Origin of the sequence: Streptosporangium sp. NPDC048047, assembly GCF_040653115.1 — a bacterium.
In the GTDB taxonomy this organism is placed as follows: Bacteria; Actinomycetota; Actinomycetes; order Streptosporangiales; family Streptosporangiaceae; genus Streptosporangium.
Genome location: NZ_JBEZNH010000055.1, coordinates 10,716 through 27,398, shown reverse-complemented (window position 1 = coordinate 27,398; position 16,683 = coordinate 10,716). Strand labels below are relative to the sequence as shown.

14 protein-coding genes and 1 riboswitch are annotated in these 16,683 nt (G+C 71.0%); of the genes, 11 read left to right on the top strand and 3 right to left on the bottom strand.

Going from position 1 to position 16,683, the window contains the following annotated elements; genetic code table 11:
* The first annotated feature begins 59 nt into the window (after nucleotides 1-59).
* From AB0D67_RS31955 to AB0D67_RS31945, 3 genes are all read left to right on the top strand, one after another.
* Nucleotides 60-1,004 (top strand): glycosyltransferase family 2 protein, encoded by a 945-nt coding sequence (locus AB0D67_RS31955; protein ID WP_362944295.1) that lies wholly within the window; start codon nucleotides 60-62, stop codon nucleotides 1,002-1,004.
* Nucleotides 1,001-2,314 (top strand): polysialyltransferase family glycosyltransferase, encoded by a 1,314-nt coding sequence (locus AB0D67_RS31950; RefSeq protein WP_362944293.1) that lies wholly within the window; start codon nucleotides 1,001-1,003, stop codon nucleotides 2,312-2,314. Before AB0D67_RS31955 ends, AB0D67_RS31950 begins: the two co-directional genes overlap by 4 nt.
* A 96-nt stretch (nucleotides 2,315-2,410) precedes the next feature.
* Nucleotides 2,411-3,769 (top strand): HAMP domain-containing sensor histidine kinase, encoded by a 1,359-nt coding sequence (locus tag AB0D67_RS31945; RefSeq protein WP_362944291.1) that lies wholly within the window; start codon nucleotides 2,411-2,413, stop codon nucleotides 3,767-3,769.
* Nucleotides 3,770-3,976: 207 nt separating this feature from the next.
* Here the strand turns inward: AB0D67_RS31945 and AB0D67_RS31940 are convergent, their stop codons facing one another.
* Together AB0D67_RS31940 and AB0D67_RS31935 are read right to left on the bottom strand one after the other, a co-directional pair.
* On the bottom strand, nucleotides 3,977-5,161 hold the full coding sequence (locus AB0D67_RS31940) for a DUF6716 putative glycosyltransferase (RefSeq protein WP_362944290.1): 1,185 nt from the start codon (nucleotides 5,159-5,161) through the stop codon (nucleotides 3,977-3,979).
* Nucleotides 5,162-5,172: 11 nt separating this feature from the next.
* Nucleotides 5,173-6,210 (bottom strand): hypothetical protein, encoded by a 1,038-nt coding sequence (locus AB0D67_RS31935; RefSeq protein WP_362944288.1) that lies wholly within the window; start codon nucleotides 6,208-6,210, stop codon nucleotides 5,173-5,175.
* Nucleotides 6,211-6,660: 450 nt separating this feature from the next.
* Nucleotides 6,661-6,798: riboswitch (cyclic di-AMP (ydaO/yuaA leader) on the top strand.
* 18 nt (nucleotides 6,799-6,816) lie between these two features.
* Here AB0D67_RS31935 and AB0D67_RS31930 point away from each other — a divergent pair.
* From AB0D67_RS31930 to AB0D67_RS31895, 8 genes are all read left to right on the top strand, one after another.
* The gene (locus AB0D67_RS31930; protein ID WP_362944286.1) at nucleotides 6,817-7,503 is read left to right on the top strand and encodes a CHAP domain-containing protein; all 687 of its coding nucleotides are present in this window, start codon (nucleotides 6,817-6,819) and stop codon (nucleotides 7,501-7,503) included.
* A 469-nt stretch (nucleotides 7,504-7,972) separates the two neighbouring features.
* Nucleotides 7,973-9,319, top strand: a complete 1,347-nt coding sequence (locus AB0D67_RS31925) for an ABC transporter substrate-binding protein (RefSeq protein WP_362944284.1) — start codon at nucleotides 7,973-7,975, stop codon at nucleotides 9,317-9,319.
* Between the two features lie 78 nt (nucleotides 9,320-9,397).
* The gene (locus AB0D67_RS31920; RefSeq protein WP_362944282.1) at nucleotides 9,398-10,375 is read left to right on the top strand and encodes a sugar ABC transporter permease; all 978 of its coding nucleotides are present in this window, start codon (nucleotides 9,398-9,400) and stop codon (nucleotides 10,373-10,375) included.
* Nucleotides 10,372-11,253: a carbohydrate ABC transporter permease gene (locus tag AB0D67_RS31915; protein ID WP_362944280.1), complete on the top strand. Its 882-nt coding sequence runs from the start codon at nucleotides 10,372-10,374 to the stop codon at nucleotides 11,251-11,253. The genes AB0D67_RS31920 and AB0D67_RS31915 overlap by 4 nt, the downstream gene beginning before the upstream one ends.
* A complete protein-coding gene (locus tag AB0D67_RS31910) occupies nucleotides 11,250-12,674 on the top strand; it encodes a GH1 family beta-glucosidase (RefSeq protein ID WP_362944278.1) in 1,425 nt (474 codons plus the stop codon). The genes AB0D67_RS31915 and AB0D67_RS31910 overlap by 4 nt, the downstream gene beginning before the upstream one ends.
* A gap of 33 nt (nucleotides 12,675-12,707) precedes the next feature.
* A complete protein-coding gene (locus AB0D67_RS31905; protein WP_362944320.1) occupies nucleotides 12,708-13,715 on the top strand; it encodes a LacI family DNA-binding transcriptional regulator in 1,008 nt (335 codons plus the stop codon).
* Nucleotides 13,716-14,037: 322 nt separating this feature from the next.
* Nucleotides 14,038-14,934 (top strand): aldose 1-epimerase family protein, encoded by an 897-nt coding sequence (locus tag AB0D67_RS31900; RefSeq protein WP_362944276.1) that lies wholly within the window; start codon nucleotides 14,038-14,040, stop codon nucleotides 14,932-14,934.
* A 9-nt stretch (nucleotides 14,935-14,943) separates the two neighbouring features.
* Nucleotides 14,944-15,954, top strand: a complete 1,011-nt coding sequence (locus tag AB0D67_RS31895) for an aminoglycoside phosphotransferase family protein (RefSeq protein ID WP_362944274.1) — start codon at nucleotides 14,944-14,946, stop codon at nucleotides 15,952-15,954.
* A 20-nt stretch (nucleotides 15,955-15,974) separates the two neighbouring features.
* Here the strand turns inward: AB0D67_RS31895 and AB0D67_RS31890 are convergent, their stop codons facing one another.
* Nucleotides 15,975-16,487 (bottom strand): GNAT family N-acetyltransferase, encoded by a 513-nt coding sequence (locus AB0D67_RS31890; protein ID WP_362944272.1) that lies wholly within the window; start codon nucleotides 16,485-16,487, stop codon nucleotides 15,975-15,977.
* Nucleotides 16,488-16,683: the final 196 nt, after the last annotated feature.

Sequence of the window (16,683 nt, the reverse complement as noted above, 5' to 3'; positions counted from 1 at the left end):
GGGTCCGGATTCCGGGGCTCCTTGTGGCGCGTCACCGTGTGTGAACAGGAAAGAGAAACTTGATCAGGTTGTCGGTTGTGGTGCCGGTGCGGGATGTCGAGCCGTACGTGGCCGACGCGCTGGCCTCGCTCGCCCGGAACGCGCGGCGGGACTTCGAGTTCATCGTGGTGGACGACGGTTCGGCGGACCGGACCGGGCAGATCATCGAGGACTTCCGCGATGATCTGCCCGGTCTGGTCGTGCTGCGCAACGAGACGCCCGTGGGGCTGGCCGACGCCCGCAACCAGGGGGTGTCGCTGGCCTCCGGCCGTTACCTGACGTTCATGGACGGTGATGACTGGCTCGCCCCCGGCTATCTGGCCGATCTGGTGGCGGCGATCGAGGGGCTCGGCTGCGACTTCGTCCGGGTGGACCACGTCCAGGCCGAGGGGCGCAGGAGGGTGGTCCACCGGGCCCCGCTGGCCGTGCGCGGGGTGGTACTGAAGCCGCGCGAGCACATCCTGCCCCTGGCGTCGCGGACCATGGTGGACTACCCCTACGCCTGGGCGGGGATCTACCGCCGTGACCTGGGTGAGCTGCTGACCTTCCCCGGTCGTCTGCACACCGCCGAGGACCGGCCGTGGATCTGGCGGTTGCACCGGCGGGCGGCGTCCTTCGCGGTGGTGTCGCTGGCCGGGATCTTCTACCGCCGGATGGTGGCGGGCTCGCTGACCCAGGTCGGCGATGCCCGGCAGCTGCACTTCTTCGACGCCTTCGACCTGGTCTTCGCCGATCTGGAGAGGGACGCGGAGGAGGAGTTCGCCGCCAAGGCCGCCCGTACCTTCTGCGCGCTGCTGGTCCACCACCTGGAGCTGGGTGACCGCTTCTCCCCCGAGCTGCGCGCCCGCTTCGAGGCGCGCGGCGCCCAGGCCCTGCGACGGCTGCCCGCCGGTCTGCTGGCCGAGGCGGGAAGCCTGGGTCCGGAGCGCGACGCGGTGCTGCGGAAGCTGCTGGAGGAACGATGACGCGGCTGTTCTACGCTTCGACGCTGTTCGGGGCGATGACGCTGGCGGCCGCGATCGACGACGGCCGTTTCGGGCCGCGCGAGGACCGGCGGATCCTGCTGGTCTCCGGCAACGCCGCCGTCCCGGAGGTCATCCCGCCGCTGGACGGGGCTTCCGGGTTCGCCCCGCTGCGCCCGTACTTCGACGAGATCCACTCGTGGAACGAGATCGTGGCCCCGATGCACCCGTCGGACTGGAAGGCGCGCGTCATCGAGGTCCCGATGCTGAGCCGTCTGCTGGCCGCGCGGCTCTCCCTCGGCGACGACCTGCGCGAGCTGGTCCTGGAGTCCGTCGCGGTGCCGCCCGCCCGGACCGTCGCCGCGCTGGTCAGGGACTGCCCGATCACCGTCTACTCCGACGGCCTGATGAGCTACGGCCCCACCCGCGACCCCCTGCCGTTGGAGATCTCCGGGCGGATCACCCGGCTGCTCCACCTCGACCTGGTGCCGGGCCTGACCCCGCTGCTGCTGTCGGAGTACGGCGTGCCCGCCGACGCCCTCCCGGACCGGGCGTTCCTGGACGTGGCGGAGTCGGTGACCTCGGCGGTGGACCCGGCGGCGCCCATGGGGGCGCGGGAGACGCCCTGGGCCCCTGAGGACCGGGCGATGATCCTGGGACAGTACCTGTCGGCGCTCGACATCCTCACGGCCGACGAGGAGGCGGAGCTGCACGCGGACATGCTGCGCGGCGTGGTCGCCCGGGGGTTCGAAACCGTCCTGTTCAAGCCCCATCCGGCCGCCGGGCGGCGGCACGCACTCCGGCTGCGGGAGACGGCGGCGGAGCTGGGCGTCAGGCTGGAGATCGCCGCGGAGAGCGTCCCCGCGGAGTCGTACTTCGCGGCCCTGCGGCCCGGGCTGGTCGTCGGGTGCTTCTCCACCGCGCTGGTCACCGCGAGGAACCACCATGGGCTGCCGGTGGCCGCGATGGGGGGCGAGCAGGTCCTGGAACGGCTCTCGCCCTATGAGAACAGCAACCGGATCCCGGTGACGATCACCGACGCCCTGCTGCCCCGGCTGGCGGCCGACGGGTCGGTGAGCGAGCCGCCGCCGGTGGACCTGCCCGCCCTGGTCCGCGCGGTCGGCTACTGCATGCGGGCCGAGGCCCATCCCGGTCTGCGTGAGGCCGCGTCCGCCTACCTGGACGCCCACGGCCCCGATCGTTACTTCAAGCGTCAGCGGCTGGCCGCCCTGGAACTGCTCACCGCTCCGGATCGTACGGGGCCGGGGACGCTCGCCCGGCTCCGGCGGCGCCTGTCACGGACAGTTCTCTAAAACCCCAAAATATATGCATATATGCCCATTGACCTGGGAATATGGCTTCGCAGCCGCTTGAATGCGGTTCGGGGGATCGCGACGAGGGGTGTGGGGATGACGCTGCGGGCGCGCAGCACCGTGATCGCGGCGCTGCTGACCACGCTGGTCGTCGCGCTGGGCTGGATCGGGTTGCTCGCCGCCCTCCGGGAGCTGAGGGCCGACGAGGTGCACGACCGCGCCGCGTCGCTGGCGCGGCAGAACGCGGAGACCGTCAGGGAGGACAGCACACCCACCCTGACGGTCGGCGAGGACGACGGGGTCGTCCAGCTGGTGATCGGCGGGCGGGTGGCCTCCTCCGAGCCGAAGTCGGCCGGTCTGCGCCCCCTGGCGACGGCCCGTCCGGCCCCTGGAGCCCCGCATTGGGACGGGATCGCCACCTGGAACGGCCAGCGGATGATCACCGTGGGCTACGCCGTCCCCGGCGGGATGGTCTACGTCGCCCAGCCGGAACCCGGCCTGTTCTCCGACCCGCCGCGGGTCGCGCTGCTCGGCGCGGCCAGCCTGCTCTGCGTGGGCCTGGTCTCCCTGGCCACCTGGGTGAGCATGTCCAGGGCGCTCGCCTCGATCGAGGACATCCGCTTGGAACTACGTGAGATCACCGCCACCGACCTGGGCCGGCGGGTGCCGGAGCCGCATCACCCGGAGGAGCTCAGGAGACTGGCGAAGACCGTCAACGCCACACTGGAGCGGCTGGAGGAGGCCGTCGGCCGGCAGCGGCGGTTCGCCGCCGACGCCTCCCACGAGCTGCGCAGCCCGGTCACGGCCCTGCGGACCCAGCTCGACCTGGCGCTGTCCGATCCCGAACCGGACACCGAGGCGACACTCGAGGGGCTGGACCACGCGATCGACCGGCTCCAGCTGCTGGTGGACGACCTGCTGGCGGTGATCCGGCTGGACGCCGCCGCCCCGCACAACCGTGAGCGGATCGACCTGGGCGAGCTGGTCCGCGCCGAACTGGACCGCCGCCCCGACGAGATCAGTCGTGACCTGACGGCGGGCGCGCTGGTCGAGGGCGATCCGCTGCAACTGGCCAGGGTGCTGACCAACCTGGTGGACAACGCGCTACGGCACGCCGAACACGAGGTGCAGGTGAAGGTTCGCCCCGACTCCGGATCGGGACACGCGGTGCTTGAGGTCATCGACGACGGCGGCGGCATCCCGGAGGCCGACCGGGAGCGGGTGTTCCAGCGGTTCGTCCGGCTGAAGGAGGGCCGCGAACGCGACGTGAGCGGCAGCGGGCTGGGCCTGCCGATCGCCCGGGAGATCGCCGAGGGCCACGGCGGCACCCTGAGCGTCGCCGACTGCGAACACGGCGCCCGCTTCGTCCTACGCCTCCCCCTCCTGGCCCTGGGAGAAGACCCCGCCCTCAACTCCTCCGAGTCCCCAAAGCCCCAACACGAAGTGTCGCAATAAGCCCGCTCGGGAACGCCGGTGTCCAAACCCGCCCAGAGACCTTGATGTCCCCCGCCCAGGAACGCCGGTGCCCGGACCCGCTCGGGGGCGCCGGTGTCTGGACTGAGGAGAGAGCGAGCGCAGCGAGTGAACGACGAGGGAAGACACCGGTCACCAGCCCCCGAGCCGCGACGCGCAGCGTCGCCATGAGAACCGCAAGACACCGGATCAAGAGCCCCGAGCCGCGACGCGCAGCGTCGCCATAAAACGGCGCCCGGCGCGCAGCACCCTGGGTGGGACCTCGACGCGCAACCGGGCGCGGCGGCGGGCGGCGGCGTACGCCGGACCGTCGAGCAGGGAGCGGGCCGGGACCAGGCGTCCCGAGCGGGCCATGCCGACCAGGGTGACCAGGTGGGAGGTCCAGTCGTCCAGCCCGCCGGGGTGGAAGTAGTTGGCGTGGCACCACTCCCCGTCCGGGGTGAGGAAGCGCCCCGCGGCCAGGTCTTCGAGGGTGCCGAGCAGTCCGCTTCCCTCGAAGACGAGGTTGATCGTCTCGGCGCCGACCCCGAAGTCCGACAGCACCAGCAGGGGAACGGAGCAGGCGATCGCCTCCAGCGCGGCGGTCGAGCTGACCGTGACGAACCCCGCCGCGCGGGCGAGGTGGTCGCGCATCGGGCCGGCCTCGAACCGCACCGCGCCGGCGGGGACCGCGTCCCGCCCGGCCAGTTCCTCCCACAGCCGCCGGTAGGGGTGCCGCTCGGCGTGGGTCTGCCGCTCGTCGTCGAGGGCGCGGAGCTTGACCACGACGTCCAGGTCCGGCCGCCGCCCGGCCAGATCCGCCAGGGACAGCAGGATCCGTTCCCGGTCCTCTCTGCGCCTGGGCACCTTGGCCTGGGCGGCGAACACCACGCGGTCGCGCGGCCCGGCGGGGGGCGGGGCCTGCCCCGCGGGCAGGAACGGCAGCCGGGCCAGGCCGACCGCGCCGCCGCCGCCCAGCCTCCGGCCGAGTTCGGTGAACTCCGCCACCTCCCGGCCGCTGTGCAGGACGAACAGGTCGCAGCCGCTGCGGAACAGCCATGCCTTCTCGGTGGCGGGGACGGAGATGCCGGGCAGCCCGGAGACGAACACCGGCCTGGGCGAGAGGCCGGCGAGCACCTCACCGACCAGCACGTCAACCACCGGGCCGGTGCAGGCGGCCAGCACCGCGTCGGGCCGCAGCCGTTCGGCCGCCCGGCGCAGCGCCCGCGCCGACAGCACGGGAGGGTCGGCGGCCACCCCGGTGACGGCCGCGCGGATCTGCGCCGGCGAGGGCGCGATGGGGGTACGGATCACCGCGAGCTCCGCCGTACAGCCGCCGGGAAGGCCCGCGAGCAGGTGGGCGGCCCACTTCAGATAGGAATCCGAGTCGGCCACGGCCAGGACCTTCACTTTTTGACTCCGGTGTCGTGAGGAGCGGACATCGACAGGTGTGAGCGGAGGGAGGGCACCGCCAGGGCGGTCCACCAGTCGTCGGGGACGTCCACCGCCTCCACGGTGACGCCCCGGGGTGCCAGCAGGACCCGTAGCGAGGTGACGGCGGTGGACGGCAGGCTGAGCACCCGCTGCCCGGCGTCCAGTCCCCGCAGGGTCATCTCGGCGGGGGCCCCGGCGTCGTAGACGGTGACGCCGGGCTGCGCGCCGATCCGTTCGAGGTCGCCGGGGTCCTCCCGGCGGTGCGGGAAATAGGCCATCGGCCCGGCCGCGCCCACCCCGGCGAGCCAGGTGAGGTAGCGGTCGCGGTGGATCAGGCCGTTGCGCACCAGTGAGGTGCCGAGGACGACCGTGGGCTCCTGCGGCCGGGGCCGGCGCAGTGGCTGCGCGCGCAGCCAGGTGAAGTCGTGGACGACCAGTTCGGCTCCCCTGCCGCGTACGGCGCGCGCCAGGTCGTCCGGGACGGGCATCGCGGTGAAGACCGTCAGCCGGCCCGACCGGGCGGCCGAGCGCAGTCGCAGACCGGCCGCCGCGCCGAGGACGGAGCGCGACGGGCCCGCGGTGGCCCGGGCCCGTAGCAGCGGCCTGCCGGGGGGCCCGGCGAGCAGTTCCAGGAGCCTGATCGTGGCCAGCCCGTCGTCGACGACCACGATCCGTCCGGGGAGTGCGGTGAGCCAGCGGGCCTGGACCCGGCCGGAGAAGGCGTCGCCGATCACCCAGGTGATGCCCCGCCGGGGCCTGGGCGGCCCGGGGGCCGGGTCGGCCTGTTCCAGCCCCGGGGGAAGGACGAGGCGGGACAGTTCCCGGCGGGTGGCGGTCAGCGGGCGCGAGCCGGCACGGGGTACCACCCGGACGGGGGCGCCGAGCAGCCCGGCGTGGCAGGCCTCGACCACGCAGAGCAGTTGCAGGGGGGACTCCGCCCAGGCGATGGCCGAAGGCTGTTCCCGCGCGTGGTCCCGCCCCTCCTCCACGCCGGGCGATGACCCGTTCACGATCGCCTCACCGTAACCGTGACGCCTTACGCGGCCGGGAACCGCGGATGAACATCCGAGCACGCGCGCCCGGCGACGTGACGCCCGGCAAGGCGCTGAACAGGTAAAACGATCCCCCTTTAAAAAGATCTACGTTAGGGGGCGATTCAGCCGGGAAGAACCGTTCGTCGCGCCGGGGCGTCGCCGGTTCCGCGGTGCGGAAATCCCTGTGCCGCAAGGGTTTGCGGCTTTTGCGAAAGCCTTTGGCCCGAAGTCGCCGATCTTCGGACCGAGAAGCCGGCGATCACCGATATTCGGCGTTTTCCCAAGTAAAGGCAATGCGGGAGCTTGCAATCGGCCTGGAGCAGCACGTACGTTCTACTCGTTCGCGATGAGTACCGAGGTCCACAGACCCATCTCTCGTCGACACATTGCCCGACCGCGCATCATCACGACGGATCACTCCGTCGATGGGCGCGGCCGCCGAATCCGCGGCTCTCGCGGAACCGGGGAACCACTTCATGGGGTGAATCAGCGCGTTCGCGCGCCGTAGGGCACTTCCCAGCCCGAACCCGTCAGCTAACCCGGTAGGCGGCATGGAAGCGACGCAAGGAGCCGAACTCTCCCATGGCCAAGAACCGCCTCACCCCCGGGAAGCACAGCCTGGTCCGCGCCCTCGTGGGCGCGTCCATCGTCCTCGCCGGCGGTGCCGTGACCACCGTTCCCGCCCTCGCCGACAGCCACGCCTCCGGCCCGCAGGCCGGGTCCGTCACCGAGAACGCCGCGGCCTCGTCCGAGACCCAGGCCCAGAACCTGCCCAAGGTCAGCGCCCAGCAGGTCCTCGACATCGCCGCCCAGCAGATCGGCGTCTCGGAGAACGCCGCCGGCGGCGGCACCAAGTTCCATGCCTGGTACCTCTCCAGCCAGCGCGCGAAGGAGACCGTCGCCCGCGACGGCGGCAGGATCCAGGACTACGCCAACGCCCCCTGGTGCGCGATGTTCGTCTCCTGGGTCGGCGAGCAGGCCGGTATCCGGCCCACCATGGGCTGGGACGCCTACACCGTCAGCTACGCCAAGTGGTTCGCCGACAACGGACGCTGGGGTCAGACCCCGAAGCCCGGCGCCGTGGTCTTCTTCGACTGGGGCGGCAGCAAGGACATCGACGCCATCGACCACGTGGGTCTCGTCAAGAAGGACAACGGCGACGGCACGATCACCACGATCGAGGGCAACACCGGCAACGGCAAGGTCGAGGAGCGTGTCCGGCCGGTCGCCCAGGTCGACGGCTACGGATACCCGGCCTACAACGGCTGACGGACGACTCCGGTCTTCCGTTCCCCTCTCCCCTTCCCTCGTCCGCTCCCGTCCCTCCGGGAGCGGCGAGGACCGGCGGACGACGGACGGCGACCCGGCACGACCGGGTCGCCGTTTCGGCTTTCCGGCCGGGACCTTATCGCCGCGAGGAAGGGCCGGACGATCCCCGATGCACTGGATGATCCCGGTTGGTGAGCGTTCGCCGCGTCGTGTCATGTTGGGGTGGGAGCGCTCCCAAGCGCCCGATCGCACAGTTTGTCACCTTAACGACTGTTCGCCGAGCTGAAACACCCGCGATGTAACGGTTACGTTTCGGCATATTGACGCGCCGGTTGCCCATCGTCCAGTCTTCGTGGGAGCGCTCCCAAAAGCTGCCCGCGCGCAACCCATCGCCGATCGCGTTCGTCGGGGGCCGGTTCGCGATGTCACCTCCCAATCGATTCGGGCGACCACCTGAGAGGGGTCCGGAATGTTGAACACCAAGCGACACGGCAAGCTCGCCGCCGTCGTGGTGATGACCGCCGCAGCACTGGCGGTCACCTCCTGTAGTTCGAGTGAGCCCGCCAAGAACACGGCCGCCTCGGGCGGCTCGGCCTCCGAGCCGGTGACCATCACCGTGCAGACCTTCGGCGGCGGCGCGAACTTCGGCTACAAGAAGGCCGTCGAGACCTGGAACGCGTCCCACCCGAACATCCAGATCAAGCACGAGAACCCGACCGACCGGTTCGAGGACGTCTTCCTGCCCCAGCTCCTGCAGCGCCTGCAGGCCGGCAGCGGCGCGGCCGACGTGGTCGGCATCGACGAGGGCGCGATGGGCCTCATGAAGGCCCGCCCGCAGTTCTTCGCCGACCTCGCCGAGTACGGCCTGGACAAGCGCAAGAGCGACTTCCCCGCCGCCAAGTGGGAGAACGGCATCAACAAGGACGGCAAGCTCTTCGCCCTCGGCACCGACATCGGTGGCATGGCGATGTGCTACCGCAAGGACCTGTTCGAGAAGGCCGGTCTCCCGAGCGAGCGTGAAGAGGTCAGTAAGCTCTGGCCGGACTGGAACGCGTTCATGGAGGTCGGCAAGAAGTTCCAGGCCGCCAACACCGCCAAGGGCGACCCGAAGTTCCTCGACGGCCCCAACACCCTCTACAACGTGGTCCTGTCGCAGGAGGCGCCGAAGAACGGCAACGTCGCCTACTTCGACAAGAACAACCAGCTCATCCTGGAGTCGAACCCGGCCATCAAGACCGCGTTCGAGACGGTGAAGAGCTTCAGCCAGGCCGGCCTGACCGCCAAGCTTCCCTCCTTCCAGCCGCAGTGGAACACCGCCATCCAGAAGGGCGGCTTCGCCGTCATGGGCTGCCCGGCCTGGATGGTCGGCGTCATCTCCGGCGCGGCCGGCGACGCGGGCAAGGGTAAGTGGGATATCGCGGGCGTGCCCGGCGGCGCGGGCAACTGGGGCGGCTCCTACCTGGCGGTCACCAAGCAGAGCAAGCACCCCAAGGAGGCCGCCGAGGTCCTGAACTACCTCACCGGCAAGGAGGGCCACGTCATGGCCTTCCAGGAGGCCAACGCCTTCCCCAGCTCCATCCCCGCTCAGCAGGACCCGGCGGTCAAGGACCTGAAGAGCGACTACTTCAACAACGCTCCCACCGGCCAGATCTTCGGCGACTCGGTCAAGGACCTGCAGCCGGTCTTCCTGGGTGAGAAGCACGCCCAGGTGAAGACCTCGGTGGAGAAGGTGCTGGAGGGCATGGACCAGGGCTCGGTGCCCTACGACCAGGCGTGGCAGAAGTTCGTCGAGGCCGGCGTCAAGGCCGCGGGCTGACCCGTCCCGATCGGCACGGCCCGGCGGCGGTGATCCCGCCGCCGGGCCGGTCGCCTGCCCACCGCTGAAAGGCTACCGATGACCCTGCACGTCGACTCTCCGGCGCCGGCCCGGCCACGGACCCCGCGCCGATCCCCCGGTCACCGCGGCTCGGGACGGGGCGGCGGGCTCGCCAGGTTCGACCTCCGGGCGACCCCCTATTTCCTCGTCTCCCCGTACTTCCTGCTCTTCGCCGTCTTCGGCGTCTTCCCGCTCGGCTACACCCTCTGGGTCTCCCTCTACGACTGGGAGCTCGCCGGCGACAAGTCGTTCGTCGGGCTTGAGAACTACATCTCCCTGATCACCGACGCGGCCTTCTGGAACACGGTGGCCAACACCCTCGCGATGTTCGTCATCTCGACGGTTCCGCAGCTCGTCCTCGCGCTCGTCCTCGCCAACGCGCTCAACAAGCGCATCCGGGGCCGGCTCTTCTTCCGTCTCGGCGTACTGCTGCCGATGATCACCTCCGTCGTCGCCGTCGCCGTCGTCTTCACCCAGCTCTACGGGCGCGACTACGGAATGATCAACTGGTTCCTCGGCCTGTTCGGGGTCGACGCGATCAACTGGCAGAACGAGAGGTGGACGGCGTGGATCGCGATCTCCACGATGGTCGACTGGCGCTGGACCGGCTACAACGCGATCATCCTGCTCGCCGCGATGCAGACCATTCCCAAGGACCTCTATGAGGCCGCCGCCCTCGACGGCGCGTCGGCCCGCAGGCAGTTCTGGCAGATCACCATCCCGATGCTGCGCCCGACGCTCATCTTCATCGTCTTCATCTCCACCATCGGCGGACTGACGCTGTTCACCGAGCCCGTCCTGTTCGATGGCAACCCCACCATGGCGGGGGGCGCCACCGGCCAGTACCAGACGGTGGCGATGTTCATCGTCAAGGAGGCGTTCCGCGACTTCGACTTCGGCTACGCGGCCGCCGCGGCGTGGCTGCTGTTCGCGCTGATCCTCATCGGCACCCTCATCAACTACTCCTTCACCCGCCGCATCGGGGGTAACAAATGACGGCGATCCACTCCCGGAGCCGCCCGGCGAGAACCGGGTCCGCGCCGAACCGCATCTGGGACGCCACCCCGCTGACGAAGGTCGTCCTGGCCCTCGCACTCGTGGTGTCGGCCTTCCCGATCTACTACATGTTCATCATGGCGACGCGGACGAACGAGGACGCCAGCCAGGTACCCCCGCCGCTGCTGCCCGGCGGCCAGCTCGGCGAGAACATCGAGCGGTTGCTGAACACCGAGGACGCCCACTTCCTCCTCGGCCTGACCAACTCGGCGATCATCTCGGTCACCGTGACCGTCTCGGTCGTGCTCATCTCCACCCTGGCCGGTTTCGCCTTCGCCAAGCTCCACTTCAAGGGCGGCAAGATCCTGCTCGGCCTGATCCTGGTGACGATGATGGTGCCGCTCCAGCAGATGGGCGTGGTGCCGCTGTACCAGCTCATGGTCGACCTCGGCTGGACCGGCCAGATCAAGGCGGTGATCCTGCCGTTCCTGGTCAACGGCTTCGGCGTCTTCATGATGACCCAGTACACCCAGCAGGCGGTGCCCGACGAGCTCGTCGAGGCGGCCCGGGTCGACGGGGCCTCCACCATGCGGATCTACGCCAACGTCATCCTGCCCGCGCTGCGGCCCGGCATGGCGGTGCTCGCCCTCCTGGTCTTCATGCAGACCTGGAACGAGTTCATGTGGCCGCTGATCGTGCTGACCCCCGACAACCCGGTGGTGCAGACCTCGATCGCCGCGCTCAACCAGGCCCACGGCACCGACTACGTCATGCTCTTCACCGGCACGGCGGTCTCGGTCCTCCCCCTGTTCATCGTCTTCGTCGCGTTCGGTCGTCAGATCGTCGGCGGCCTCATGGAAGGTGCGGTCAAGGCGTGACCACGCAAGAGACACGGCTACAGGCCGCGGAACTGCTGTTCCCGACGGACTTCGTCTGGGGGGCGGCCACCTCCGCTTACCAGATCGAGGGGGCCCTCGAAGAGGACGGGCGCGGCCGGTCCATCTGGGACACCTTCATCCGCCAGCCCGGCCGGATCGTCAACGGCGAGAACGCCGACGTGGCGATCGACCACTACCACCGCTACCGCGACGACGTGCGGCTGATGGCCGACCTCGGCCTCGGCGCCTACCGTTTCTCCATCTCCTGGCCGCGGATCCAGCCCGACGGCTCCGGCCCGATCAACCCCAGGGGCCTCGACTTCTACAGCCGCCTGGTCGACGAGCTGCTGGAGCGGGGCGTGGACCCGTGGGTGACGCTCTACCACTGGGACCTGCCCCAGGCTCTGGAGGACGCGGGCGGCTGGCCGTCGCGGGAGACGTCGAAGCGCTTCGCCGACTACGCGGCGGCCGTGCACGACGCCCTCGGTGACCGGGTGCGCAACTGGAGCACGGTGAACGAGCCCTGGTGCGCGGCCTTCCTCGGCTACGCCTCCGGCGAGCACGCCCCGGGACGGCGCGAGCCGGCCCAGGCGGTGCGGGCCGCCCACCACCTGCTGCTCGCGCACGGCCTGGCCACCCAGGCCATGCGGGCCCAGCGGTCCGACAGCAGGATCGGCGGCTGCGTCAACCTCTACGCGATCTCCCCGCAGACCGAGTCCGAGGCCGACCGGGACGCCGCCCGCCGCATCGACGGCCTGCAGAACCGCTTCTTCCTGGACGCGCTGCTCAAGGGCGCCTACCCCGAGGACGTGCTGATCGACCTCGACGGGATGGCGGACTTCACCGAGGACGGAGACATGGAGATCGTCTCCACCCCGATCGACATGCTGCTGGTCAACTACTACAGCCGCTTCACCGTCTCCGGCGTCCCCGGCGGCGCGGCGTCGGCGGCGGCGGCGCCGACCGACAGCGGCTCGCCCTGGGTCGGCAGCGAGGCCGTGTCGTTCGTCCAGGCGGGCCGGCCGGTCACCGCCATGGGCTGGGAGATCGACCACACCGGCCTGCAGGAGATCCTGCTGCGGCTGGCCAGGGAGTACCCGAGCGTGCCGCTGGTCATCTCCGAGAACGGCGCCGCCTTCGAGGACGTCGTGGGCGACGACGGCGTGGTCCACGACCGCGAGCGGGTGGACTACATCGAGTCGCACCTGCGCACCTGCCACGAGGCGATCGAGGCGGGGGTGCCGCTGAAGGGCTACTTCGCGTGGTCCCTGATGGACAACTTCGAGTGGGCGTGGGGATACGACAAGCGATTCGGCCTGGTCCGCGTCGACTATGCGACCCAGGAGCGTATTCCCAAGGAGAGTGCTCTCTGGTATGCCGGGACCATCAGGCGCGGAGGCCTGAACGGTCCGGCAGAATAAGGGGCCGGCGAATCATTCATGGGGGCAGGCAACATGAACGGCGACCGTCGTCCGACGCTCGAGGCGGTCGCGGCACTGGCCGGTGTCGGCCGCGGCACCGTGTCACGGGTCATCAACGGCTCACCCAAGGTGAGCGAGAAGGCCCGTGAGGCGGTGCAGCAGGCCATCGAGGAACTGGGGTACGTCCCCAACCGGGCGGCTCGCGCACTGGTCACCCGGCGCACCGACACGGTCGCGCTGGTGGTCTCGGAGTCGGAGTTCCGCGTCTTCGACGAACCCTACTTCGCCGGGACCATCCGCGGCATCGGCTCGGCGCTATCCGAGACCGGTCTGCAACTTATCCTCGCGATGGCGCAGTCGAAGCAGGAGCACGAGCGGCTGGAGCACTACCTCACCGGCCAGCACGTCGACGGGGTGCTGCTGATCTCGCTGCACGGCGCCGACCCGCTGCCCGAACGCCTGGAGGCGATGGGCGTGCCGACCGTCATCGGCGGCCGCCCCGTCGGCCTGACCCCGTACAGCTACGTCGACGTCGACAACCGGGCCGGAGCCCGGCAGGCGGTCAAGTACCTGCTGGGCAAGGGCCGCTCCAGGATCGCCACCATCGCCGGTCCGCAGGACATGGGTGTGGGCGTCGACCGGCTCGCCGGCTACCGCGACGCCCTGCTGGCCACCGGCCTGCCGGAGATCGTGGCCTACGGCGACTTCAGCGAGGAGAGCGGCATGGAGGCGACGAGCCGCCTGCTGGCCGACCACCCCGATCTGGACGCCGTGTTCACCGCCTCCGACCCGATGGCCCTGGGGGCCATGCGGGTACTGCGCGAGGAGGGCAGGGCGGTCCCGTCGGACGTGGCGGTGATCGGATTCGACGACTCCGCCGCCGGCGCGCACTCCTCCCCCACGCTCACCAGCGTCCACCAGCCGACGGAGGCGATGGGCCGGCAGATGGCCCACCTCCTCGTCGCCCGCATCAACGGCGAACGTCTGGAACAGCCCGTCGTGATACTGGACACCCACCTGGTCGAGCGCGACTCGGCCTGAGCGTCCCGGCGGGCCTTCCTCCTCTCGTCTCCTTTCGACGACGCGTCATCGTGGGCGGCGTCCCACGCGCAGAAGGTTTTCCACGCCGTTCCGCGGGTGCCCGTCACGTTACGAAGGCCCCCGGGAAGGGAGATACGGATCGGATACACGCGGGCGTGTATCCGTTCGGTGATCACCGGCCGTTGACCGCCGCCTCGGTGGTCCCTAACGTTGGACCGTCATGGGAGCGCTCCCATCCATGTTGCGACGGTCCCGGCGGTGGCCGGGCTGCGAAAATGGGGCAGGGCGTCCGCACCGCCCGCCCGATCGAAAGGATCTCCCCTTGTCCCGGCAGTTCACCCTCCGCAGCGGCACCCTGCACGCCGAGATCACCGAGCGGTCCGCCGCCCTGCGCGTCCTCCGCGACGGCGAGCGCGACCTCGTGGTCTCCTGGCCCGCGGACGGGCCGATCCCCTACTACAGCGGCACCCTCCTCGCCCCCTGGCCCAACCGCGTCGGAGGCGCCCGCTACACCTTCGAGGGCGGGGAGTACCGGCTGCCGGTGAACGAGGAGGACCGCGGCAACGCCCTGCACGGGCTGGTCGCCGAGGCCGACTGGAAGGCGGTGGAGTGGCTGTCGGTGGAGGACGAGCACGGGTTCGTCCGGCTCGCCCACACGATCACCCCCACCCCCGGCTACCCGTTCACCGTCGCCCTGGAGGTGCGTTACTCGCTGGCCCCCGGCGGGCTGACCACCACGCTGACCGCCGAGAACACCGGCGACGCCGCCGCCCCCTACGGCTGCGGCCCGCACCCGTGGCTGCTGGCGGGCGACGACGTCGAGCGGTACGAGCTGCACGTGCCCGCCGGCAGGGTGCTGCTGGTGGACGACCGGCTGCTGCCGCGCGCGCTGGAGGACGTCTCCGGCACGCCGTATGACTTCACGGTCCCGCGCGTGGTGGGCGACACCGCCGTGGACCACGCCTTCACCGGCCTCATCGCCGATGGCTCCGGTCAGGCCACGGTACGGCTGCGCGGCCCCGAGGGCGGGGTCGAGGTGCGCTGGGACGCCTCCGTGCTGCCCTGGGTGCAGGTGTGCACCGGCACCGGCCTCGGCCACCGCGGGCTGGCGGTCGAGCCGATGACCTGCCCGCCCGACGCCTTCAACTCCGGCACCGACCTGATCGTGCTGCGGCCCGGCGAGAAGGCCGAGACCTCCTGGACCATCTCCCCCTACTGAAGAGGCGTCATGGAAAGCAGAACCAAGCGGCGGCTCACCGGAGCCGACCTCGACGCGCTGGCCCGGCGGACGCTGGGCTCCGGGGTCGTCGCCTCCACGGAGCTGACCGACGGCTACGCCAACGCCGTGTGGCGGCTGACGCTGCGCGACGGCCGCGAGGTGATCCTGAAGACGGCGCCTCTCCCCGAGATGGAGCAGCTCAGCTACGAACGCCGCCTGCTGCGCACCGAGGCCATGGTCTACCGTCTGGCCGGACCGGCCGGGGTGCCGTGCGCCGAGCTGCTGGCGGCCGGCCTGGACGATCCGGTGCTGGGCGGAGACCATCTGTTCCTCTCGACCCTCGACGGGGTGCCGTGGAACCACGCCGGCCTCGGGGATACGGACGAGCGGGCGGTGCGCCGGGAGCTCGGCGGCCTGCTGGCCCGGCTGAACGCGGTCACCGGTGACGTCTACGGCTACCCGTACGCCGGCCTGACCGGCGCCACCTGGCGGGAGGCGTTCCTGACGATGACCGGCGCCGTCCTCGCGGACGCGCACCGCTACGCGACGTCGCTGCCCAGGCCCGCCGGGGAGATCTCCGGGGTGATCGCGGCGAACGCCGGCGCGCTGGACGAGGTGACCGAGCCCCGCCTGGTCCACTTCGACGTCTGGCCGGGCAACGTCTTCCTGACGACCGCCGGAGGCCGTCCCCGCGTCCAGGCGCTCATCGACCACGAGCGGGCGTTCTGGGGCGATCCGCTGGCCGAGTTCGTCACCCCGACCATCTTCGGGGAGCTGGAGGAGTCGGACGAGATCGTGGCGGGCTACCGGGAGGCAGGCGGCACGGTCTCGTTCACCGACGCCGCGCGCACCCGGATCACCCTCTACCGCCTCTACCTCGCCCTGATCCTGCTCGTGGAGGAGGGGCCCCGGCAGTATCCCGAGGAGGAGTACGCCCCGCTCCGCGCCCGGGCGGCCGCGTCGCTGACCGGGGCCCTGGACGCGCTCTCCGGCCGGTCCCCGTCCGCCGTGACCGCCTGAGCGCCTGAGCGCCTGAGCGCCTAGGAGCGGCGGTCGCGGGCGAGGCGGAACATCTCCGACTCCATGCCGAAGAAGCGCGTGGTACGGCCCCGCGGGGTCATCCCGAGCCGCCGGCAGACGGCCATGGAGGCGTCGTTGCCCGGCTTGACCAGCGCGTACACCTCCTCCAGCCCGGAGGCGAACCCGCGCTCGACCGCGCCCCGGGCCGCCTCGGTGGCGTAGCCGTTGCCCCAGGAGTCGGGGTGGAGGTGCCAGCCCACCTCGACCTCCCCGTCGCCGCCGGGGATCGACCGGAACAGCACGGTCCCGGCGGGCACCCCGGTGTCACGGACCTCGACCGCCCAGGAGCCGAACCTGCGGTCCCGCTCGTGGAAGGCGTGCCAGCCGTCCACCGCGGAGGCCGCCTCGAAGGTGAAGGGCGGCAGCCAGCGGAGGACCTCCGGCCGGGTGTAGATGTCGGTCATCCGGCCGAGGTCGGCCGGGTCGTGAGTCCACTCGCGGACGATGAGCCGCTCGGTCGCGTAAACAGTCATTCCGGATTTCTATCGCGGCCGGGACGCCGGGTACGTCCCCCGGGAGGACGACTGTACGGCCGCACGGAGTCGGGTCGGCGGGTCGGCGGGTCAGCGGGTCGGCGGGTCAGCGGGTCAGCGGGTCGGCGGGTCGGCGGGTCGGCGGGTCGGCGGGTCGGCGGGTCGGCGGGTCGGCGGGTCGGCGGGTCGGCGGGTC

Bases quoted from the DNA above. Each gene is read 5' to 3' on its own strand.
- AB0D67_RS31950 (WP_362944293.1), top strand. From the start codon at position 1,001: ATGACGCGGCTGTTCTACGCTTCGACGCTGTTCGGGGCGATGACGCTG.
- AB0D67_RS31945 (WP_362944291.1), top strand. From the start codon at position 2,411: ATGACGCTGCGGGCGCGCAGCACCGTGATCGCGGCGCTGCTGACCACG.
- AB0D67_RS31915 (WP_362944280.1), top strand. From the start codon at position 10,372: ATGACGGCGATCCACTCCCGGAGCCGCCCGGCGAGAACCGGGTCCGCG.
- AB0D67_RS31890 (WP_362944272.1), bottom strand. From the start codon at position 16,487: ATGACTGTTTACGCGACCGAGCGGCTCATCGTCCGCGAGTGGACTCAC.
- AB0D67_RS31895 (WP_362944274.1), top strand. From the start codon at position 14,944: ATGGAAAGCAGAACCAAGCGGCGGCTCACCGGAGCCGACCTCGACGCG.
- AB0D67_RS31925 (WP_362944284.1), top strand. From the start codon at position 7,973: ATGTTGAACACCAAGCGACACGGCAAGCTCGCCGCCGTCGTGGTGATG.
- AB0D67_RS31930 (WP_362944286.1), top strand. From the start codon at position 6,817: ATGGCCAAGAACCGCCTCACCCCCGGGAAGCACAGCCTGGTCCGCGCC.
- AB0D67_RS31905 (WP_362944320.1), top strand. From the start codon at position 12,708: ATGAACGGCGACCGTCGTCCGACGCTCGAGGCGGTCGCGGCACTGGCC.
- AB0D67_RS31920 (WP_362944282.1), top strand. From the start codon at position 9,398: ATGACCCTGCACGTCGACTCTCCGGCGCCGGCCCGGCCACGGACCCCG.